Below are 20,795 nucleotides of genomic sequence, written 5' to 3'. Positions count from 1 at the left end.
TGCTGGAAGTGGATTTTTAGCAGCGCAAATGGCAAGACAAGCATTTTTAAAATACAAAAAATATTCTAAAAGAAAATAAAAAATAGGAGAAAATATGGAAAAAGAGTTAGAAATTCAATCCAATAAAGCCTCTGTTGAAACAAAGCGCGAGATTGCAAAAATAGGTATGAGCGTAAGCTTATTACTAACAGCTGGAAGTGCATTATTTTTAAAGAATAAAACCGCAAAGACAATCCATATAACAGCGGGCGTTGCACTTGTAGGATTCTCTATTTGGCACGCTTCGTTATATCCCAAAAAATAAATTTATTTTTTGCGAGCCATAGAAAAATATCTTCAGCAATTTGTGCGCTATGGAGCAAGTGAAAGCTTGCATCTAATGACATTCTAAGATTGGAATCCTTTTTCAAACTTGGATTTAAAATCACAAGCACTAAATCTATAAAATTTTGTAGAGCGTTAAAAAACCTAGCTCCCCCTTCACAAAAAATAAAACCACGCAAGGATTCCACCTGCTCTAGGGAATGCAAAATCTCTACTTTGCGATTTGGAATCGTAAATAAAGGCGCAGTTTTTGGAAAATCTTTTTGGTGCGTTAGAATGGCAACATTAGGATTCCTTTGCGCTAAAGTGGCAAAGCGCGTATCAAGGCGCGGATTATCCGCACGCACACTCTCCCCAGAAATCAGCAACACATCTGCCTTTGTGCGATAGTCGTGCATCAAACTTTGCGCTCCCTTTGTGCTAATCTGCCCCCCATCAATGCTACCATCAAGCCTGCTTGCATATTTAAAAAGCATAAATTTACCCTGTGTTTGCAAGGCTCTAAAGGGCAGCAAAAGAGCCTTTGCCTTTTGGTGGCATTCCTGTAAGGATTCCACTTCCCAAGCCTTTAGCACGATAATTCCAGAATCCAAAAGTTCCTGTGCACCGCCTTTTGCACTCTCATTACAATCTTGCGCTCCTATGACCACACATTTTGGCTTTAAGGCTTTTAACAATGCTGCACACGATGGAGTTTTTCCCTTCTTATTACTACTGCAAGGCTCTAGGGTAACATAAAGTGTTATGTCTTTAAAAGTTGGAATCGCATTTTTTAAAAGATAGGAATGGATTGCTTCAGAATCTTTCAAGGATAGAATCGCATTATTGCCACTTAGGGCTGCATAGGCTTTTTGCAAGGCTAGCACTTCAGCGTGGGGTTTGCCACATTCTTTATGCGATTCTAAGCTTAAAATCATCCCATTTTTATCTAGCACAAGAGCCGCAACAGCTGGGTTTGGAAGCGTTTTTAATTGCTCCTTCCAAGCACATTGCAAGCATAAATCCAAATAAAAAGCGTGTGTTAGCATCATCACCACTCAAAGTAAGTTTGTGCCTTTTTTATCGCATTTAATGGAATCTTTGCCCCACTTTCTAACACAAGCACGCTTTCATCTACGCTTACTAATCTGCCCTTAAATTCCTTTTTGCCTTCAATTTCTTGGAATGTTTTAACTTTTACAAGCGCGTCAATTGCGCCCTTATAATGCTCTAAGGTTTTTAAAACACGCTCAATGCCCGGAGAACTCACTTCTAAATAATACTTCTCAAAATCTGGCATTTCCACATCAAGCAAGGGCGAGAGTGCAAGGCTTACTTCTTGGCAATCATCGAGTTTTATACTTTTGGATTCCATATTTTTTGTGATGCAAATGCGCAAAATTTGGTTTTCATTTTCTTTAAGGGTTAAAATATCATAGAGTTCAAAGCCTAAGCTTTCCACTAAAACTTTAATTTTTTCTTCTAAATTTGGAGAAAGTGTCATTAAGATTCCTTTGGTTTATTTTCCCGCTCTTTTTGTAAAGCTTCAAAAATTCTATCTAAGCGATTTTCTTTCTCCAAGCTTCCATCAAAGAAAAATTTAAAATTCGGACAACGAAACCAACCTGTCTCCTCCAAACAAAACTCCTTGATTAAACCATGTGCTTTTTTAAGCTGCTTTAAAATCTCAGTTTTTTCCCTCTCATTTGCAAAAGGCGCATTCAAAAACACCTCTGCAAAGTATTTACCACGCGAACAGCGCACATCTACAACATTAAGCGCATTTAGGCGAGTATCCTTTAAATGCGCTAGCGCACTTGGTAAAATCTCTTTTAAAAGCGATTGCATACGCGCTAGCTTAATATTTTGCATTAAAGCGTCCTTTGCTTTTCCACTTCTTTGTAAGTTTCAAACACATCGCTAATTTGAATATCATTATAATCCTCTAACATAATCCCACACTCAAAGCCCTTAGCAACTTCTCTTGCATCGTCTTTAAAGCGCTTTAGCGAAGCGATATTTCCTGTATGAATCACCACGCCATTGCGGATTAAGCGCACTTTGATTCCACGCTGAATTGTGCCTTCTGTTACAAAACAACCAGCAATCGTTCCAACTTTTGCAATGCTAAATATTTCTCTAACCTCAGCTTGCCCTGTGTTTTCCTCCTCTGTAACAGGAGACAAAAGCCCTCCTAACAAAGCTTTAATGTCGTCTAATAAAGCATAAATGATGGAATAAGTCTTAATTTCAATTCCAAGCTCCTTTGCTTTATTTTTCACGCCTCCTGTTGGGCGCACATTAAAGCCTAAAATGACACAATTTGCGCTAGCTCCAGCAAGCGTTACATCACTCTCTGTAATGCCACCTACACCTTTGTGGATGATATTAACTTTCACCTCTTCATTTTGGAATTTGTCTAAACTCCCACGAATTGCCTCTAAACTTCCTTGTGTATCAGCTTTTATAATCACAGGCAAGCTTTTTAATTGCCCTAGAGCAACCATAGAGCTTAGTTCATCAAAAGAAACTTTTGTAGAATGTGAAAGCTCTTTTTGACGCAAGTGTGCTGCGCGCTTTTGCGCATAATCCCTAGCAATCATATCATTTTCTACTACTAAAAGCACAGAACCCGCCGGTGGCACTTCACTCAATCCTGTAATCACACCAACTCCAGATGGCGCAATGCTAACAATGGATTTTCCTAAATCATCGCTAATTGCCCTTACGCGCCCAAATGCTGTGTCAGCAATAATGCTATCACCAACCTTTAGCGTTCCATTTTGCACAATAAGTGTTGCAACAGGACCTTTACCCTTCTCCAAACTGCTTTCAATAACAACAGCGCGTGCTGGGCGGTTTGGATTTGCCTTTAAATCTAAAATCTCCGCTTGCAAAAGGATTGTTTCTAACAAATCATCAATCCCCTCTCCTGTCTTGGCAGAAATATGCACAAACTCATATTCCCCGCCCCATTCAAGCGGTGTAAAACCTAGCTCTGCTGCTTCTGCTTTTAACTTATCAGGATTTGCATCGGGTTTATCAATTTTATTAACCGCAATGATAATAGGCGCATTTGCTGCTTTTGCGTGGTTTAATGCTTCAATAGTTTGGGGCTTCACACCATCATCTGCGGCAATAACGATGATTGCTACATCTGTAACAGATGCCCCCCTAGCACGCATTTCACTGAAGGCTTCGTGTCCGGGCGTGTCAATAAAAGTAATTTCCCTGCCATTTTTGCTAATCGTGTAAGCACCAATGTGCTGTGTAATTCCCCCAGCCTCTCCTGAAGCAATTTTTGTGTTTCTAATATAATCCAATAAAGAAGTCTTGCCGTGATCTACATGCCCCATAATCGTAACAACAGGCGCACGCACAATTAAATGCTCTTCTTTATCATTCTCATTATGCAGCTGTGTATAATCTAGTTCATCAGCGGTATTTAACAACTCCACTTGCACACCAAATTCCTCTGCTAAAATCTCAATGGCATCTTTTTCTAAAAAATCGTTTTTAGTAATCATCATTCCAAGACTGAAAAGCACTTTAATCACTTCACCTATACTTCTGCCAACCTTCTCAGCAAACTCATAAGCTCTAATCTCTTCTGGAATCTTAACCACACCACTTACAATCTCTTGCACCTTTTGCACTTTTGGGGCTTTTTTACGGCTAGAACGCCTTGTACTTCCTTGCTCCATAAAAGGATTATGGCGTTGCACCTTAATGCGCTCCGCTGTTGCCTTACGCTCATTCTCCTCCTCATCCATATCCCGTTCATCTTGCACACTTAAATCAAATAAAATAATTCCCTCTTCCTCATCATCGTGCATACTTTGAAACTCTCTATTATCCATTAAATCTATTTTCTGTTGCCCTAGATTTTTGCTACTATGCAAGTTGGATTTTTCTTTTTTCTTGTTTTTGTGTTGTGTGTGAGTTTCTTCTAAATTTCCTAGCAAATCTTGCAATGTGCGTGGAGACTCCTTGCGCTCCTCTTTTTTGGGCTCTTGTATGTTTTCCTCTTTTGCATTGTCCTTAAAATCACGCTTTTTGACAATCCTTAAGCCTGTGCGCTTAATAGACACATTATCCTGCGGACCATTTCCCTCCGCCTTAAAAGCTTCTGTGCTGTTTTGGTGCATTTCCCCTAAAGGCTCCTGCTCAACTTTTAAAGCACTTTCTTTTTTGGTATTTAACTTTTCCTTGCTTTCTTGTGTGGAATCCTTTATAGATTTGGCAGTTTTTTGCTTTTTGGAATCTTTCTTATCCTGTGTGCTAGCTTCTGATTCACTTCTTGCATTAGATTTTGTTGTTTTTGCGCTAGATTTTACGCTTTCTTTTGTGCCTTTTTTAGACTCTTTAGTTTGGGATTCGGTAGCATTGGATTTTGTTGTTTTTGCTTTTTGGCTACCTTCTTTGCTAGCATTGGGATTTACACCAGATAAAATGTAGTTATAAAGCACATCGGCTTCTGTGGCAGTAACAGTGCTAGAAGCAGTTTTCACCTCAAAACCTAGCTCCTCTGCTTTTTGCAAAACTTCTTTACTTGTTTTACTCAATTCTTTAGCAATTTGACTAATACGGATTTTATCCATATAAAAAAATCTCCTTTAATGCGGATTTAATGGTTTCTTTGTGTTTCTTATCCAATCTACAAACTTTTATGATGCAATCGTCTAATTTTGGAGTATTTTGGCAGTTTTGACAAACATAAAAACTTCTACCAAAGCCTTTAAATGCCTGTAATTTAGAATTTTGATATTGCAAGCGCAACAAAGATTTTTGTGGAAATCTCCCCCTGCATACAATGCACATTCTAACCGAACTAGACATAAACCCTCATTATAGCAAACTAGAGCTTAAATTCATCATCAAAATGTCTTAGATTTTCGTCTTCAAACCATACTCCCTCATTATCAAAACCTAAACTTAATACCCTTAATTTTGAAAACTTTTGACTAAGCGTGCCACAAAGATGCTTTACATCGTCTTTATAGCACAGATTAAAAAAGCTTGAACCACTCCCTGAAAGTGTGCTCATTAATGCACCATTTTGCAAAGCAGTGCGTTGCACTTCAAAGAGTAATGGAATCTGTTTCATTCTATAAAATTGATGCATTCTATCTTGGCTTGCTTCACGCAATAAATCAAAACGCCCCGTGATAAATGCGCTAGAAAGCAAACTTGCGTGTGAGAGATTAAAAATAACATCTTTTTGAAAATAACGCTTAGGAAGACTCTGGCGCGAAAGATGCGTAGAAGTAGATTGATTGGGGATCACAATTACAGCAGCCACACTCTCAGGAAAGGGCTGATTAATAAAGCGCACTTCCCTATCTCTGTTTGCCAACACACAAACATTAAACCCACCCATACACGCAGGCGTAATGTTATCTGGATGGGCTTCATAACGCAATGCAAGATTCACAATCTTTTGTCTATCAAAAGGCATTTGTGCAACTTTAAATGCTGCTGCAATTGCTCCGATAATCACTGCAGAACTACTTCCAAGCCCCCTAGAAATTGGAATCGCATTATCAAAAATAAATTTAAATGGGAGCGTAGAGCCTATGAGTTTCTTTAATTGTTCATTAAAGATTCTAACAAACACATTATCCACACGCAATTTTGGATTCTTAGCACCTTCACCACGGATTTGGATGGAAGGGATTTTAGATGGTTTTAAACTAAAGCGATTATACAATCCCAATGCAAGCCCTAAGCTATCAAAGCCCGGACCCAAATTAGCACTTGTTGCAGGGACGCGAAATTCCATTACCGCTCCTTAACTTAAATTCGCAAACTTAAGAGTAAATTCCACTTCACCCTTACCAATACGCAACTCTTTTGCAATAGAATCCACACTCCAACCCTCTTTAAACATAGCAATAATGCGTCCTTCATCAATGTTTGTAGGGCTTGTTGGTGTATAAACAAATTCTTTAATTCTATCTTCAAGTGCAAACATTTTATTTTCTAAATGCTCTACACTCTCTAAAGCACACTTTGCGCCTTGCCACTCTGCTTTTAGTGATTCCATATCATTGCGTAATGGCGCAACTTGCGCACTTAAATTTGCATCAAGCAAGTTTTTCATCTCTAAGCGCGTGTCTTGATAAATCTGTGCTTTAATATTGACTTTAAAACGCTCTAGCTCACTTTCTTGCTCCTTTATGCGTTTAGTCAAACGATAGACTTCTTTGTTTAGCTCTTCAATGGATTTTTCATAACGCCTTGCACGCTTATTGCCTTCCCCTTCTTTTAGATATAAATATACAATAAGGAGAATAAAAACAATTGCAAGTCCAATCCCACCCCAAAGCATTATATCAACAGCATTACCCATTCTCTACCTTTTTATTCTTAATGGAGCGGATCAATGCGCGCTCCTTGCTTGCAACATAACCATCCCATTCTACTTCATCGCGCCCATGAATGCGTTCAATCCACGCAAGCCCTGAACGATACACAAAATACACAGGAACAATGCGCGTAGGAAAAGTAGGAAGTTCTATTCTACCATAATAAAGGGTGTTTTCTAAAAGTTTAGAATCCTTAAGTGCAAAGCAACTATGCCCAATTGTGCTAACACTTCCTTTATTCTCTAATGCGACATAATTTTTTGTCTCTCCGCTAATGCGTGCCTCAAGAGACTCTATCTTTCTATAAACCTCCACAAGCAATTCTAAAATCACCACATTATCTGCTTCTAAATTTCCTTTTTTAGCACGGGTTAAGCGCAACCACTCACCAATAGGATCTTCATCGCTTTGCGTGAGTTTATTAAACTCCTCTGCAAAGGTTTCTGCATTATTATGTGCCACTGCATATTCAATGTTTAATAAAGTTTCAATCAAACGACTTTTTGCAAAATTTTCCATCTACTCTCCCTTTATTGACTAATAAAATCCACAATACAAAATCCTAAAAATGCAATTCCCAAATAGCCATTTATCGTAAAAAATGCGCGCGGAATATGCTCAAAATTTTTAGTTACTAAATACTGCTCAAAACACAATGCCACCACCGCTACAAAAAACCCTATCCACATCCAAAGCCCAAGATGTGCTTCCACTATAAACAAGCCCCAAAAGGCAAGCGTTAAACAATGAAAAATGCGTGAAATCCAAAGTGTTTTTTGCACACCAAAGACACTTGGCACAGAATATAACCCTTCTTTCTTATCGTGCTGTATATCCTGTAAAGCATAGAGCAAATCAAATCCTGCCACCCAAAATAGCACCCCAATACATAAATACACACTCCAAAGCGGAATCTCTCCGCTAACTGCCGCCACTCCAGCAATAGGTGCAAGCCCTAAAGATAGCCCAAGCACTAAATGAGCCGCACTAGAAAAACGCTTCACCAAAGAATAGCCTGCTAAAATAATTAGAATCGGAAAAGAAAGATAAAAACACAAAGGATTCATCACATACCCCATTGCCACAAAAATCAGCGCATTTACAAAAATAAATATTAGCATTGCTTTTTTAGAGATTCTACCATCTACACTTGGACGATTTTGTGTGCGGGGATTTGTGGCATCAAACCTCCTATCTGCAAAGCGATTAAATGCCATTGCGAAATTCCTAGCACTCACACTTGCAATCACTCCAAAAATCAGCAGTTTAAACCCAAACCACCCTTGCGCAGCAGTTACCATTGCGATAAAAATAAAAGGCAGAGAAAAAACACTATGCTCAAACATCACAAGCTCTCTAAAATCTTTAACCTTTTGCAAAAATTGCATAAACTTCCTTATTTCACGCCCAAAGAAATGATTCTCTTAAAACCTTCACTCACGGATAAATCTGACATCCTAACCTTATCTTTTGGAATCCTTAGCACAAAGCCTGAAGTAGGATTTGGCGTTGTTGGCACAAAGACCCAAAATACTTCCTCCTCTTCTTTAGTGATAAAACCAAGCAACTCCATATTTCCGACATTGACATATGCCACACCTAAATATCCCTCTTTATTTTTGCCAGAGAAAATGTTTAGCACCTCTTTAATCCCAGAATAAATACTTTTAACAAGCGGAATCCTACCAATGATAATCTCTGTGACTCTAATGAGCAAAAACTCTTTATTTTTATCCACTAAATGCCCAATGTAATAGAGCAAAACCACACTCAAAACAAAAATCAAAAGTGTAACAAATAAATTTGCATTTGTGATTCCAAAAACAGAATAAAAGATTTTTGCACAAAATTCATACACAAAAGAAAAAATCCAAAACAATAACAAAAAAGGTAGAATCGCAAAGATTCCCTTACTCACCTTAGAAATAATACCATCCACGCAACAACCCTTATTCAAAACTAAAAATGGTAAATTCTAGCCTAAAAAGCATAAAAATACAAATACACTCCGTAGCAAAAACACATAATATTCAATGCTAAAAGTGCCAAAAATGCGCTTTTATATTTAACTGCCACAAGGCTTAAAGCATTGCAGAGTAAAAACGCATAAATTCCGGGATTTAACACAATTGTGCGTGTTGGAATCTCTAGCCACCACACCAAAGGTGCATCTAAGACTCCACCAAATCCTAGTAAATGCGCCAACAAAACGAAGGGATAATACAGCATAAATAATGGCGTAAATAGAAGCGAAAGAAGCACTAAAGGAGAAAAGGGCGGAAAGAAATAATGCACAATAATGCTCATTTGAAAAAAGGTAGAAGCATTCAAAGCAATTCCGTATAATAGTTTCTTTAGCGCACCTTTTGGAGACTTAAAATATTTAAAGAAAAGAGCAATGTATAAAACCCCAAGGCAGGAGAAATAAAAACCAACAGAAAAAAGCAGCTGCGGAAAAAGTGCAAGCAAAATTGCAACACACCAAAACAGCATCTCAATGCGCCAAATGTTAATCCCCTTCCACAGCATAAAAAACGCCACCGCACTCATTGTCATTGCACGCAAATACGAAGGCGATTGCGTAAGGATGGAATAATAGGCTAACTGCAAAACAACCACAATAAAACCCACATCAAAAAAGTAATTCCTAAAAGGAAAAAACCTTGCTTGCAAAGGCTTATACAAAAGCCCTAAAATAAAAAATCCTGCTGCACTTAAAATTCCAATATGGAATCCAGAAATGGCAAAAAGATGCGCAATGCCATAACTCTGCGCTAAATCCCTCCATTGCTTTGGCAAACTATCTGCTAAAAAAAGCGCTAAATAATACTCCCCCATAACTTGTGTGCTATGTTGCGATAAAATATTTTGACGCAAGGCTGTTTTAAAAGTGGAATCTTGCAATAAAACAATGTTAAAACTTGGCGCATAAAACCCTTTTAAAAATTCTAAAAATCCCACATTTTTAAGCACTATGCGCAATAAAACCTGCCTATGCTTAATCGTGCGTAAATCCTCATAAGTTGTGGTGTAAAAGATTCCAAAATCACTTTTTAGCTTTAACACAAAATAAGTTTTATTATTTTTGGTTTTTGTGTATTGCAATAAAACTTCCGCTTTGATTTGTGGTGTTTGTTGTGATTTGAGCGTATGGAATTGATAAGATTTAAAACCTAGCGTAAAACAACACAGAAGCATTAGACATACAAGTAAAACAACCCGCTCTTTAAAACTAAAAAACAAAGGAACAAGCTGCACTTTAAGAAAAAGAATCGCTTAGAGCAATTCTTATAGCGTTAAAATTTACAAATAAACACATCTACATGAGAATTTTGTAACACATCTAAAGCAAAAAAGCTAATTTTTCCACTTGTTGGAAGTGCGATTAACGAAGCATTTTTGGATTCTGCAACACTTAATAGCCTAGTGTAAGATAAGATTCCACTATCTAACACCACTTCATTTTTTCCAGAAAAGTTTTTTAAGAATTTTTTTGAAATTTCTTTTGCCTTAGCTTCCGATTCTTTATTAAAGCTTGAAATCTGCGCATCATCAGCACCATAATGCCCCAAACGCAACTCAAAAGGACGAGCAATCATATGATAAAAAATCAAATGTGCATTAGGAAAAAGCTTACGTGTTGCTTCAGCAGTTTTCAAAGAATCTTCTGAAAAGTCTGTTGGAGAAAAAATATTTGCATAATCCGACAAAGACTCATTTTTTGTTACAAGCACCGGAATCTCTGCTTTACGCACAATGCGCTTTGCCACAGAACCCAAAAGAACATCTGTTAAATGCTGTGTCTCCCCTGTTGCACCAATGACTAGCAAACGGCACTCTCTATCCCTTGAGTGTTTATGGATTTCTTTGTAAATTGTCCCTACATAACAAAATTGCGAAACCTCCACTTCTAACTTTGGAAAATGCTCTGCAAGAAATTTTGCCAACGCCTCTTTACCTGCCTTCTTATCCTTTTTAGTATCGTGAAAAATGGAATATTCCACGATATGCACAACATCAAGCGAGCATTTTTGTTTTTTTGCTAAATCCATTGCCTTTGTTATGCTAACTAAACTATTCTTTGAAAAATCCGTTGCAACTACAATTCTATCTTTCATACAAACCTCCACCCTTTGTAAATTTAATATCCTAAAAATTATACCAAAAGACATACACTAAATAAAGCTAAAAATTCCATAAATTTCTAAATTTTTACAAAGCATTTTCAAAACTACCCATCTTAAGCAATATATTCCATCCATTAAATCTTAGTTTATAGCATTTAGAAAATCTTAGTATTTTATTATTATAAAACTTGACAATATTACACTAAAGTTATATAATGCAAACAAATCATTTTTAAAAAGGAGTGTTTATGAATCTTTTAGAAAAACTCACCAACACATTGCAAGAAACCTTAGAACAAGGCACATCTCTTGCCTTACACAATAAAAACCAAGAAATTGAACCCATCCATCTCTTTTGGGCAATGCTAGCAAACACTAGCTCACTTTTAAACCAAGCCCTAAACCGCCTAAACCTTGACAAAACCGCCCTTGAACTTGAAGCAAAAAGCATTGCTAGCACACTTCCACAAAACAATAATGTAACGAAGGAAAATCTTAAAATCTCACGCAATCTAAGCGATGCTCTAAACCAAGCTGATGGACTAGCCACAAAAAATGGCGATTCCTATATCGCTCTTGATACCTTTATCCTAGCAAATTTACAAGAGCCAACCATTAGGAATCTTTTTTCTAAATTCTTAGATATTCATGAACTTAAAAAGACTTTTGAAGCAATGCGTGCAGGGGCTAGGATTGACTCACAAAGTGCTGATGAAAACTTAGAATCGCTAGAAAAATTTGGCATTGACTTAACCAAAAAAGCCATTGAAGGCAAGCTTGACCCAGTCATTGGTAGAGATGAAGAAATCACGCATATGATGCAAATTTTAATCAGAAAGACAAAGAATAATCCCATTCTTTTAGGAGAACCCGGCGTTGGAAAAACCGCTGTTGTAGAAGGGCTAGCACAGAGAATTATTAAAAAAGAAGTGCCACTTTCTTTACAAAATAAACGCGTGATTGCCCTTGATATGAGTGCATTAGTTGCAGGGGCGAAATATCGCGGAGAGTTTGAAGACCGCTTGAAAAAAGTGATTGATGAAGTCAAAAAAAGTGGTAATATTATTTTATTTATTGATGAAATTCACACAATCGTAGGTGCAGGCGCAAGTGAAGGCGGAATGGACGCCGCAAATATCCTAAAACCCGCTCTTGCAAGGGGAGAACTCCATACCATAGGTGCAACAACACTCAAAGAATACCGCAAATATTTTGAAAAAGACGCCGCCTTACAAAGACGATTCCAACCTGTAATGCTAAATGAGCCTAATATCAATGAAGCCTTGCAAATCTTGCGTGGAATCAAAGAGAAATTAGAAGCCCACCATAATGTAACCATAACAGATAGCGCATTAGTCGCCGCTGCAAAGCTATCAAACCGCTACATTAGCGATAGATTTTTGCCTGATAAAGCCATTGATTTAATTGATGAAGCAGCAGCAGAGCTTAAAATGCAAATAGAATCTGAACCAAGTGAGCTTGCCAAAGTTAAAAGAGAAATGGAAGCCTTACAAGTTGAAAAAGAAGCACTTTTAATGGAAAAAAGCGAGAAAAACCAAGCACGCATTCAAGAGATTGAAAAGGAACTTAGCAACAAGGAAGAAACCAAAAAAACATTAGAAGCGCAATTTGAAACAGAAAAGCAAGTGTTTAATAAAATTGCTAGCATTAAGGTAGAGATTGACTCTTTACGCACACAAAGCACGCTAGCAAAACGCAACGGAGAGTTTAGCAAAGCTGCTGAAATTGATTATGGAAAGATTCCAGAGTTAGAAAAAGAGTTAGAATCGCAAAATCAAAAATGGGAGAGTATGCAAGAAAATGGCACGCTTTTAAGAAATGCTGTGCTACCAGAATCCATTGCCGCAGTGATTAGTCGTTGGACACAAATCCCTATTAAAAAAATGCTTCAAGAGGAAAAAGATAGGATTTTAGGCATTGAATGGGAGCTTAAAAAAGATGTTGTAGGGCAGGATAACGCCTTACACGCCATTGCAAGAGCCATAAAGCGCAATAAAGCAGGCTTAAGTGAGCTAAATCGCCCCATTGGAAGCTTTTTATTCTTAGGTCCCACAGGCGTTGGGAAAACAGAATCAGCAAAAACCCTAGCTAGATTCTTATTTGATAGTGAGAAGAATCTTATCCGCATTGATATGAGCGAATATATGGAAAAACACGCCGCAAGCAGACTTGTTGGCGCACCTCCTGGATATGTAGGCTATGAAGAGGGTGGGCAACTCACAGAAGCAGTGCGTAGAAAACCTTATAGCGTGGTGCTCTTTGATGAGATTGAAAAGGCGCATCCAGATGTGTTTAATATGCTCTTACAAGTGCTTGATGATGGGCGATTAACCGACAATAAAGGTGTAACCATTGACTTTAAAAACACTATTATTATTTTAACAAGCAATATTGCAAGCAATGCGATTATGGAAATTAGCGATTTAAATGCACGCCAAAAGGCTGTAAAAGATGCCTTAAAAAGTTATTTTAAACCAGAGTTTTTAAACCGCTTAGATGATATTATTATTTTTAATCCTTTAGGCTTAGAACAAATTGCGCGCATTGTAGATATTCTCTTTAAAGGAATCCAAAAGAAACTAACAGAGCGCAATATTGAAATTACACTAGAAAATAGCGCAAAAGAGTTTATCGCAAAAGTTGGCTTTGATCCAATTTTTGGAGCAAGACCGCTTAAACGCTCCTTGTATGAAGAGATAGAAGACCGCCTAGCAGATTTAATTCTACAAGATAAAATCAAAGAAGGAAGCAAGGTTAGCTTCTATGCAGAAAATAACAGCATACACACTAGAATCTCTTAGGATTCTAGTTTCAATTTCCATCATCAAGCATTAATTAGTTTTAACGCTTGAGTTGATTGACGGTTTGTAGCATCGCATCAGCGGTTTGGATGGATTTAGAATTTGCCTCATACGCCCTTTGCCCCACAATCAAATCAGTCATCTCTTCAACAAGCTTCACATTGCTTGTCTCCACAAAGCCCTGCCTAAGCTGCCCAAAGCCATTTAGCCCCGGAGTGCCTACAATTGGATCTCCTGAAGCATTCGTGTTAAGATAGAGATTATCCCCTAAAGCGTGTAATCCTGCTGGATTAATAAAATTAGCTGTTTCAATTTGCCCAATTTGATTCACTTCTGTTTCATTCCCCTGCACCACGGTAACCGTGCCATCTGTGCCGATATTAATCTGCGTGGCATCATCTGGGATTGTGATATTTGGCACAAGCAGATAACCTTGAGAATTGACTACATTCCCTTCATCATCGCGCTTAAAGGAACCATCGCGCGTGTAAGCAATCGTCCCATCAGGCAATTCAATTTGAAAAAACCCATTCCCTGTGATTGCCACATCAAGATTCTGTTCTGTTTCCTTAAAATTACCTTGTGAGAAAATCTTTTGCACCGCCGTTGGACGCACGCCAAGTCCTATTTCAATGCCTGTGGGGCTTAGTGTCGTCTCACTCGTGCTAGAACCTGCATATTGTAGCACTTGATGGAACAAATCTGCAAACTCCGCCCTTTCTTTTCTGTAACCAAAGGTATTCACATTTGAGATATTATTTGAAGTGACATCAATTTGTAATTGCTGTCCTAACATTCCTGTTGTTGCTGTGTATAATGCGCGCATCATTTTAAATCCTTTATGCTTTTGCCGCTAGTTTTGTGATTGCCTCTGTGTTTAGCTCATCCATATGTGTTTTTAACACCTTAGAATACGCTTCAACCAAGCGATTTGTTTCAATGAGTCCTGTCATTTCTTGGACAACATTAATATTACTTTTTTCTAAAAAGCCTTGCCTAACTGCTCCGCTTTGTGCTAATGCTTCACGCTCATTATTGCGTTCTTTGGGATAAGAGTAGAGATTATCACCGATTTTTTTAAGATATTTTGGATTTTCAAAGGACACCACACCAACATTTGCAATTAATGCCATCTCACTAATGCCTTCGTTATTTAAATCCCTTGTGTAAATGTTGCCATTGCTATCCACTTCTACTTGGAATCCATCAATAAATTCAATGTATTGTGGAGCATCTAAATATTCGCGTGGAAGCACGGGGAAGCCTTCTTTTGTGACAAGTCTACCTTGCTCATTTAGCACAAAAGAACCATCGCGTGTGTAGCGGATGCCATCAGGAGTTTCTACCATAAAATACATATTTTCTCTACTCAAAGCAAAGTCAAATGTATTACCCGTAATCATCATTCCGCCCACTTTATTATCCGTAAATTCCTCCACAATTTGTGGCACACGATTAAGGGAGCGATTATAAAACTTTGCCGCATCTTTTGTTTGCTCTTTTAAGGGCAAAAACTCTTTGTGTTGCTCATACAAGCGCAAAAAATCTCCAATGACAACATCATCACGCTTAAAACCTGTTGTGTTAGCATTTGCAATATTATTTGCTATCACATCTAAGCGGTTAATTTGTGTTACCATACCACCTACGGAACTATAATATCCACCTTGCATTCTAAGCCTTTTTGACAAAATTACAAGGCTTAAAGCAAAAGGTATTCCACAATGAAAATCTAAAACAAAGCATTCCTAAAAGAAAAGAGTTCATAAGTTTTTTGCGTAGCAATCCTACCCCTTGCTGTGCGCTCTAAAAACCCATTCACTAGCAAATAAGGCTCAATCACATATTCAATCGTGCCTTCATCTTCACTCATCGCCGCTGCAAGCGTGCTAAGTCCAATCGGACGCCCCCTGCTCTCACAAATAATCTTTAAAAAGCGCAAATCTAACTCATCAAAGCCGTGTTCATTCACCCCTAGTTCATTGAGTGCATATTGCGTGCGCTCTTTTGTAATCATTGCTTCTTCTGCCACTTCTGCAAAATCCCTAACACGCTTAAGCAAGCGCAATGCAATTCTTGGCGTGCCACGCGAGCGTTTAGCAATCTCTAACGCCCCTTCCTTTTTGCACTCCTTTTGTAGCTTAATGGAAGCTAGCATTACAATCCTTGCAAGTTCTTCCTTCTCATAAAACTGCATTCTAAACTGCATTCCAAAGCGATCGCGCAAAGGATTGCTAATCATTCCCGCCCTTGTTGTTGCGCCAATTAGCGTAAAGCGGGGCAAATCAATCTTTACACTCTGTGCCGCAGGACCACTTCCAATAATAATATCCAATCTAAAATCCTCCATTGCAGGATATAAAATCTCTTCAATTGCTGGGCTTAAGCGATGGATTTCATCAATAAATAAAATCTCGCCTTCATTTAAATTTGTTAAAATCGCCGCTAAATCTCCTGCTTTTTCAATCATTGGCGCAGCAGTTACCTTAATAGAAGTTTGCATTTCTGCACTAATAATATGTGCTAAAGTTGTCTTGCCAAGCCCCGGCGGTCCAAAAAGCAGTAAATGATCTAGCGCATCTTTGCGCTTTTTTGCTGCTGCAATAAAAACCTGCAAATTCTTTTTTAACTTCTCCTGCCCAATATAATCATCCCAACACGATGGGCGAAGTTTAACTTCCTCTTCCCCATCAAGCGACATTTTTTCAATCTCTACAATGCGCTCCATAATTTTCCTTTAATAACTCTCACTAGCACTTGGAAAATCCCCATTTTTCACATCTTTAATATAGGCTTGCATTGCCTCTCTTACTATCTTTGCACCTTGCAAATATTGACGCACAAACTTAGGCTTAAACTCTTCAAAAAACCCAAACGCATCACTCCACACAAGCACCTGCCCATCAACACTTGCACCACTTCCAATTCCAATAACAGGGATTTGAACACTCTGTGTAATTTGCTTTGCAACCTCCGCACACACCCCTTCTAGCACAAAGCAAAACGCTCCTGCATTCTCTAATGCCTTTGCATCTTGTAAAAGCGATTCCAACTCTCTCTTTTGCTTACCCTTAACCTTATAACCACCTTCTAAACGCACTAATTGTGGCTTTAAGCCAATGTGTCCTACAACTGCGATTCCATTTTGCACTAAAAGCTTAATTATATCTTTAACCTCCACTCCACCTTCAATTTTAACCGCCTGTGCTTTGCTTTCTTTAAAAATGCGCAATGCAGACTCTAGGGCAACTTGTGCGCTAATAGTGCTACCAAAAGGCATATCACACACCACAAGGCTTGTTTTTGCTCCATTGCAAACTGCCTTTGTGTGATAAATCATCTGCTCTAGCGTTGCACTTAGCGTATCATTCTCCCCAAAAAAGCTCATATTTAGGCTATCGCCAACTAAAAGCATATCCACTTCCCCATCAAAAATTTTTGCAAAAAGCGCATCATAGGCAGTTAGCATTGTGATTTTTTCTTTGTTTTTTTTCTTTAAAATTTGCGTGGTTGTGATTTTACTTTGTGTTTGCGCACTCATTTTTATCCTCAAAGATTTTTAAGCGCATTTTACTACATTTTCAGATTTTATAGTATAATTTAAACTTTACTTTTTGGGGCTGATTAGAATTTCGACAGGATTTAGATGGCTCTAACTGCATGCCGACTTGTGCTAAGTCGCAAAACTAGCTCTTAAATATAAACGCAAACAATGCAAATTACGCTCCAGCTTACGCTAAAGTTGCGTAGGTTTAACTAACTTTTGGAGCTGTTCTTAGTTAGGATTCTAGCGATTTTCTAAGGACATCATTCAAGCTAGATGCGCCTTGTGCTGTCAAACATAAGGTTAAGATTTTGACTGCCTTTGTTTAAAAATTTTTGGGAGTTTTTTAGATAAAGAAAGATTTTTAAACCCAAATAAGCATGTAAATCGGTTATTGTTGATTTAGATTTTGGACTGGGGTTTGATTCCCCACAGCTCCACCATTAAAGACTTCCAAACCACTACAAATCACTTTTAGAAATCCCTTATAAAACCAAATAAGAAGCTTTGAGAAGAATATTACAAAAGAAAGAATCCCAAAAGGGATTCTGTGGAATAAGACTATTGCAATAGTCTTAAGATGTTTTGTTGTGCAGCGTTTGCTTGGCTTAACGCATAGCTTCCTGCTTGCGCTAGAATGTTTGTATTTGTATAGTTTGCAGATTCACTTGCAAAATCCACTTCTCTAATACCAGATTCCGCTGACTTCACATTCACTTGTGTGATTGTGATATTATTGACTGTGGATTGCATTTGTTGTTGCACAGAACCTAAGTCAGAGCGGATTTGATCAAGTTGCTTCAACGCTGATTCTGCAATATCCATTACTAGCATCGCACCCTTAAGTGTTGTTACACCAACTCCTAAACTCACACCAGAAAGTGCTGCGCCACCTAGTGCTTGCGCTGAGTGTGCCGCATTTGCACCAACAGCTGATCTTACATCTTTGTCAAATCCTCCTGTAACTCCCCTTAATGTTGTTGTTACTTGAGCAGATGATGAAAAGGCTGCAATATCTGCATTTGCACCACTTGCTGAAACCTTGATGTCATTAGAGCCTAGTCTTGTTAATGTTAATGTTCCAACAAATGTGCTAGCACCAATTCCTGTTGTGATACCAGCACCACCAGCAGACATACCGCCACCTTCTACTCGGATTGCTCTACCATCTGTGGAAGTTAGCATTAATCTACCATCTTCAGTGATAGAAGCTTGCACTCCTGTTTCTTCTTTTTTAGAGTTGATGGCTTGCACCAAGCGTCCATCAGAATCGTTTGTCTTAACATCTGCAATATCACCAATTTTAACACCATTAATGGTTAAACTAGTAATGTCACCTTTTCCAATAGCTTGCTCTCCCATTCTATTAACGGTTGCTTGCGCACGGATTCCACCTAGATTGTCAGAGTTTTTATTAATCACCTCTGCTAAGACACCAAGTCCTGTTCCTGCTGAAGTAGAAATCACAACAGATTCCAATTTAACAGTGTCGCCGCCTCTTGCTTGCACAAAACCTAAGGCAATTTCTCCCATTGCTGTAAATCTTGTGGATTCACTTCTTACATGCCCGATTTTATCAGAGCTTGTTGCGCCAATGCTTGCACGAATGGTTTGGTTAGAATAAGCACCGACTTGGAATTCTTTATTTGTAAAACCACCCGCAAGTAGATTTAAACCATTATAAGTTGTTGTTCCAGCAATGTTATCCAAAGATTGGATGAGACGATTAATGTCTGCTTGGATTGCTGCTCTTGTTTGTGTTGTTTGCCCATCTTGCGCAGCTTGTGTGGCTTTAGTCTTAATCGTGTCTAGGATTTTAACTTGCTCATCCATCGCTTTATCTGCAATTTGGATAATCCCCATACCATCGTTTGTATTTCTAATCGCCTGTCCTAACGCATTTGCTTGAGAGCGCAAACTATCAGCGATTGCCATCCCTGAAGCATCATCTTTAGCAGAGTTGATTCTCAAACCTGAACTTAACTTTTGCAAAGAACTTGAAAGACTTGTCTGCGTAAAAGTGCTTTGTGCGTGTGCATTTAACGCATTAATGTTGGTATTGACTTGAAATGCCATTTTAACTCCTTTTATTTTTGCTAGCACTTCCTTGTGCTGTGCATTTATCTCTAGTAAATAAACTTAAAGATTTAAATGTATCTTGTGAAGTTTAACTACGAAAACTATATCGGATAAGCATCTAAAAAGATTAGAGTGGGTTGTAGAAATTGTGCAAAATTTACAAGATTTTGAAAGTTTTGATAAAATTTTATAAATACATATTGTATTTTTTAAATTTAATGCTATAATACTTTCAAATTTCACTATAAAGGATAAAAATGGCAACACAAAATTATACGGAAGCAACTTTAGCTTTACACGCAGGATACGACTATGATACGCAACGCACACTAAGCGTGCCTATCTATCAAAACACGGCATATAGCTTTGAGAATTTAGAGCAAGCAGCAGCTAGATTTGCCCTCCAAGAACTTGGAAACATCTACACACGACTGACAAATCCTACTTATAAGGTATTAGGCGATAGACTAGCAGCAGTAGAGGGAGGGGCTTTTGGCGTGCCAACAGCAAGCGGAACAGCAGCAATCTTTTATGCACTTGTCAATCTTGCAGAAAATGGCGATCATATCGTGTATTCTAATAAAATCTATGGTGGGACACAAACACTCATTGTGCATACACTCAAACGCTTTGGCATAAGCTCTAGTGTCTTTGATATTGATAACATAGAAGAATCTTTAGAAAAAGCAATCACTTCTAAGACAAAAGCGATTCTTTTTGAAAGTTTGTCTAACCCGCAAATTTCTATTGCTGATGTAGAAAAAATCACAAAAATTGCTCAAAAACATAATATCGCAACAATTTGTGACAACACAGTGGCAACAGCATTTTTACATAAACCTTTTGACTACGGAGTGGATATTGTTGTGTATAGCCTTAGTAAATATGCTAACGGACAAGGTAGCGCACTAGGTGGCGTTGTGATTGAACGCAACGGACTAAATGACTTAATCGTCAATAACCCGCGCTATCCAGCCTTTAACACTCCTGATGCAAGCTATCACGGATTAGTCTATGCAAGCTTAGCGGAATCCTTGCCCATTTTTGGTGTGCGCTTGCTTACAGAATGGCTAAGAAATATTGGAGCATCGCTTTCCCCGCAAAATGCGTGGATTATCCTTCAAGGATTAGAAACATTAGAATTGCGCATTACAAAGCATAGTCAAAATGCTTTAGAGGTTGCTAAATTCTTACAATCCCATCCTAAAGTTAAAGAAGTTTTCTATCCTGCGTTAGAGGGAAATCCTTATCATACTCTGCTTAAAAAATACTTTAAAGATTCCAACTCTAGCGGACTTTTAAGCTTTGAAGTAGAAAGCTATGAAGAAGCAAAAAAGGTTTGCAATGCGTTAGAAATCTTTAAAATTGTTGCAAATATTGGCGATTCTAAATCTCTTGTAATCCATCCAGCATCCACTACACATTCTCAACTCAGTCAAGAAGAATTAGAATCTGCTGGAATCACACCTTCTACCGTGCGCTTAAGCATAGGGTTAGAATCCCCAAAAGACTTAATTGCAGATTTAAAGCAAGCATTAGAAAAATAAGGATT

General features: G+C 38.1%; 20 protein-coding genes and 1 other RNA gene. 4 read left to right on the top strand and 17 right to left on the bottom strand.

The window, feature by feature from the left end:
* The first annotated feature begins 94 nt into the window (after positions 1-94).
* Positions 95-304, top strand: coding sequence for a hypothetical protein (locus tag MRZ19_RS07675; protein WP_291031711.1), 210 nt, complete (start codon positions 95-97; stop codon positions 302-304).
* Here MRZ19_RS07675 and ribD read toward each other — a convergent pair.
* From ribD to MRZ19_RS07615, 12 genes are read right to left on the bottom strand one after another with little or no spacing between them, the layout of a single operon-like run.
* Complete coding sequence (gene ribD / locus MRZ19_RS07670) at positions 270-1,355, bottom strand: bifunctional diaminohydroxyphosphoribosylaminopyrimidine deaminase/5-amino-6-(5-phosphoribosylamino)uracil reductase RibD (RefSeq protein WP_291031869.1); 1,086 nt, start codon at positions 1,353-1,355, stop codon at positions 270-272. The two genes, MRZ19_RS07675 and ribD, sit on opposite strands and share 35 nt — an antisense overlap.
* Positions 1,355-1,807, bottom strand: coding sequence for a ribosome maturation factor RimP (gene rimP / locus MRZ19_RS07665; protein ID WP_291031710.1), 453 nt, complete (start codon positions 1,805-1,807; stop codon positions 1,355-1,357). The genes ribD and rimP overlap by 1 nt, the downstream gene beginning before the upstream one ends.
* Positions 1,807-2,175, bottom strand: a complete 369-nt coding sequence (rbfA, locus tag MRZ19_RS07660; RefSeq protein ID WP_291031709.1) for a 30S ribosome-binding factor RbfA — start codon at positions 2,173-2,175, stop codon at positions 1,807-1,809. Before rbfA ends, rimP begins: the two co-directional genes overlap by 1 nt.
* Positions 2,175-4,904 (bottom strand): translation initiation factor IF-2, encoded by a 2,730-nt coding sequence (gene infB / locus MRZ19_RS07655; RefSeq protein WP_291031708.1) that lies wholly within the window; start codon positions 4,902-4,904, stop codon positions 2,175-2,177. The genes rbfA and infB overlap by 1 nt, the downstream gene beginning before the upstream one ends.
* Entirely contained in the window at positions 4,897-5,142 is a 246-nt protein-coding gene (locus tag MRZ19_RS07650; RefSeq protein ID WP_291031707.1) for a DUF448 domain-containing protein, read from the bottom strand. The genes infB and MRZ19_RS07650 overlap by 8 nt, the downstream gene beginning before the upstream one ends.
* 19 nt (positions 5,143-5,161) lie before the next feature.
* A complete protein-coding gene (gene thrB, locus MRZ19_RS07645; protein WP_291031706.1) occupies positions 5,162-6,085 on the bottom strand; it encodes a homoserine kinase in 924 nt (307 codons plus the stop codon).
* Positions 6,086-6,094: 9 nt separating this feature from the next.
* The gene (locus MRZ19_RS07640; RefSeq protein WP_291031705.1) at positions 6,095-6,655 is read right to left on the bottom strand and encodes a hypothetical protein; all 561 of its coding nucleotides are present in this window, start codon (positions 6,653-6,655) and stop codon (positions 6,095-6,097) included.
* Positions 6,648-7,190, bottom strand: coding sequence for a hypothetical protein (locus tag MRZ19_RS07635; RefSeq protein WP_291031704.1), 543 nt, complete (start codon positions 7,188-7,190; stop codon positions 6,648-6,650). The genes MRZ19_RS07640 and MRZ19_RS07635 overlap by 8 nt, the downstream gene beginning before the upstream one ends.
* A gap of 11 nt (positions 7,191-7,201) precedes the next feature.
* On the bottom strand, positions 7,202-8,059 hold the full coding sequence (gene mqnP, locus MRZ19_RS07630) for a menaquinone biosynthesis prenyltransferase MqnP (RefSeq protein WP_291031703.1): 858 nt from the start codon (positions 8,057-8,059) through the stop codon (positions 7,202-7,204).
* An 8-nt stretch (positions 8,060-8,067) separates the two neighbouring features.
* Complete coding sequence (locus tag MRZ19_RS07625; protein WP_291031702.1) at positions 8,068-8,610, bottom strand: DUF502 domain-containing protein; 543 nt, start codon at positions 8,608-8,610, stop codon at positions 8,068-8,070.
* Positions 8,611-8,651: 41 nt separating this feature from the next.
* Positions 8,652-9,929 carry a ComEC/Rec2 family competence protein gene (locus tag MRZ19_RS07620; RefSeq protein WP_291031701.1) on the bottom strand — a complete coding sequence of 426 codons (1,278 nt, stop codon included), beginning with the start codon at positions 9,927-9,929 and terminating at the stop codon, positions 8,652-8,654.
* A gap of 38 nt (positions 9,930-9,967) precedes the next feature.
* Complete coding sequence (locus MRZ19_RS07615) at positions 9,968-10,789, bottom strand: universal stress protein (RefSeq protein WP_291031700.1); 822 nt, start codon at positions 10,787-10,789, stop codon at positions 9,968-9,970.
* A 257-nt stretch (positions 10,790-11,046) separates the two neighbouring features.
* Here MRZ19_RS07615 and MRZ19_RS07610 point away from each other — a divergent pair, with 257 nt between their 5' ends.
* Positions 11,047-13,620 carry an AAA family ATPase gene (locus MRZ19_RS07610; RefSeq protein WP_291031699.1) on the top strand — a complete coding sequence of 858 codons (2,574 nt, stop codon included), beginning with the start codon at positions 11,047-11,049 and terminating at the stop codon, positions 13,618-13,620.
* A 40-nt stretch (positions 13,621-13,660) separates the two neighbouring features.
* Here the strand turns inward: MRZ19_RS07610 and flgG are convergent, their stop codons facing one another.
* From flgG to panB, 4 genes are read right to left on the bottom strand one after another with little or no spacing between them, the layout of a single operon-like run.
* The gene (flgG, locus tag MRZ19_RS07605) at positions 13,661-14,449 is read right to left on the bottom strand and encodes a flagellar basal-body rod protein FlgG (RefSeq protein ID WP_291031698.1); all 789 of its coding nucleotides are present in this window, start codon (positions 14,447-14,449) and stop codon (positions 13,661-13,663) included.
* A 10-nt stretch (positions 14,450-14,459) separates the two neighbouring features.
* Positions 14,460-15,293, bottom strand: coding sequence for a flagellar hook-basal body protein (locus MRZ19_RS07600; protein ID WP_291031697.1), 834 nt, complete (start codon positions 15,291-15,293; stop codon positions 14,460-14,462).
* A 59-nt stretch (positions 15,294-15,352) separates the two neighbouring features.
* Positions 15,353-16,348, bottom strand: a complete 996-nt coding sequence (gene ruvB, locus MRZ19_RS07595; protein ID WP_291031696.1) for a Holliday junction branch migration DNA helicase RuvB — start codon at positions 16,346-16,348, stop codon at positions 15,353-15,355.
* 9 nt (positions 16,349-16,357) lie between these two features.
* Entirely contained in the window at positions 16,358-17,161 is an 804-nt protein-coding gene (gene panB / locus MRZ19_RS07590; RefSeq protein WP_291031695.1) for a 3-methyl-2-oxobutanoate hydroxymethyltransferase, read from the bottom strand.
* Between the two features lie 75 nt (positions 17,162-17,236).
* Between panB and ssrA the strand changes: the two genes are divergently transcribed.
* Positions 17,237-17,607: a transfer-messenger RNA gene (gene ssrA, locus MRZ19_RS07585) on the top strand.
* A 118-nt stretch (positions 17,608-17,725) separates the two neighbouring features.
* Here ssrA and MRZ19_RS07580 read toward each other — a convergent pair.
* The gene (locus tag MRZ19_RS07580) at positions 17,726-19,240 is read right to left on the bottom strand and encodes a flagellin B (protein ID WP_291031694.1); all 1,515 of its coding nucleotides are present in this window, start codon (positions 19,238-19,240) and stop codon (positions 17,726-17,728) included.
* Between the two features lie 260 nt (positions 19,241-19,500).
* On the opposite strand from MRZ19_RS07580, the gene MRZ19_RS07575 reads away from it, so the two are divergent.
* The gene (locus MRZ19_RS07575; RefSeq protein ID WP_291031693.1) at positions 19,501-20,790 is read left to right on the top strand and encodes an aminotransferase class I/II-fold pyridoxal phosphate-dependent enzyme; all 1,290 of its coding nucleotides are present in this window, start codon (positions 19,501-19,503) and stop codon (positions 20,788-20,790) included.
* Positions 20,791-20,795: the final 5 nt, after the last annotated feature.

The sequence above is a fragment of the Helicobacter sp. genome, from assembly GCF_022770205.1.
GTDB lineage: Bacteria > Campylobacterota > Campylobacteria > Campylobacterales > Helicobacteraceae > Helicobacter_D.
The sequence above is the reverse complement of the archived record's forward strand: the minus strand, read 5'-3'. Positions and strand labels throughout refer to the sequence as shown.

What these genes read in the sequence shown, in the direction of transcription:
- flgG (WP_291031698.1), bottom strand. Translation starts at nt 14,449, where the DNA reads ATGATGCGCGCATTATACACAGCAACAACAGGAATGTTAGGACAGCAA.
- rbfA (WP_291031709.1), bottom strand. Translation starts at nt 2,175, where the DNA reads ATGCAAAATATTAAGCTAGCGCGTATGCAATCGCTTTTAAAAGAGATT.
- MRZ19_RS07675 (WP_291031711.1), top strand. Translation starts at nt 95, where the DNA reads ATGGAAAAAGAGTTAGAAATTCAATCCAATAAAGCCTCTGTTGAAACA.
- infB (WP_291031708.1), bottom strand. Translation starts at nt 4,904, where the DNA reads ATGGATAAAATCCGTATTAGTCAAATTGCTAAAGAATTGAGTAAAACA.
- mqnP (WP_291031703.1), bottom strand. Translation starts at nt 8,059, where the DNA reads ATGCAATTTTTGCAAAAGGTTAAAGATTTTAGAGAGCTTGTGATGTTT.
- MRZ19_RS07635 (WP_291031704.1), bottom strand. Translation starts at nt 7,190, where the DNA reads ATGGAAAATTTTGCAAAAAGTCGTTTGATTGAAACTTTATTAAACATT.
- MRZ19_RS07575 (WP_291031693.1), top strand. Translation starts at nt 19,501, where the DNA reads ATGGCAACACAAAATTATACGGAAGCAACTTTAGCTTTACACGCAGGA.
- rimP (WP_291031710.1), bottom strand. Translation starts at nt 1,807, where the DNA reads ATGACACTTTCTCCAAATTTAGAAGAAAAAATTAAAGTTTTAGTGGAA.
- MRZ19_RS07580 (WP_291031694.1), bottom strand. Translation starts at nt 19,240, where the DNA reads ATGGCATTTCAAGTCAATACCAACATTAATGCGTTAAATGCACACGCA.
- ruvB (WP_291031696.1), bottom strand. Translation starts at nt 16,348, where the DNA reads ATGGAGCGCATTGTAGAGATTGAAAAAATGTCGCTTGATGGGGAAGAG.
- MRZ19_RS07640 (WP_291031705.1), bottom strand. Translation starts at nt 6,655, where the DNA reads ATGGGTAATGCTGTTGATATAATGCTTTGGGGTGGGATTGGACTTGCA.
- MRZ19_RS07600 (WP_291031697.1), bottom strand. Translation starts at nt 15,293, where the DNA reads ATGCAAGGTGGATATTATAGTTCCGTAGGTGGTATGGTAACACAAATT.
- ribD (WP_291031869.1), bottom strand. Translation starts at nt 1,355, where the DNA reads ATGATGCTAACACACGCTTTTTATTTGGATTTATGCTTGCAATGTGCT.
- MRZ19_RS07615 (WP_291031700.1), bottom strand. Translation starts at nt 10,789, where the DNA reads ATGAAAGATAGAATTGTAGTTGCAACGGATTTTTCAAAGAATAGTTTA.
- thrB (WP_291031706.1), bottom strand. Translation starts at nt 6,085, where the DNA reads ATGGAATTTCGCGTCCCTGCAACAAGTGCTAATTTGGGTCCGGGCTTT.
- MRZ19_RS07610 (WP_291031699.1), top strand. Translation starts at nt 11,047, where the DNA reads ATGAATCTTTTAGAAAAACTCACCAACACATTGCAAGAAACCTTAGAA.
- MRZ19_RS07650 (WP_291031707.1), bottom strand. Translation starts at nt 5,142, where the DNA reads ATGTCTAGTTCGGTTAGAATGTGCATTGTATGCAGGGGGAGATTTCCA.
- panB (WP_291031695.1), bottom strand. Translation starts at nt 17,161, where the DNA reads ATGAGTGCGCAAACACAAAGTAAAATCACAACCACGCAAATTTTAAAG.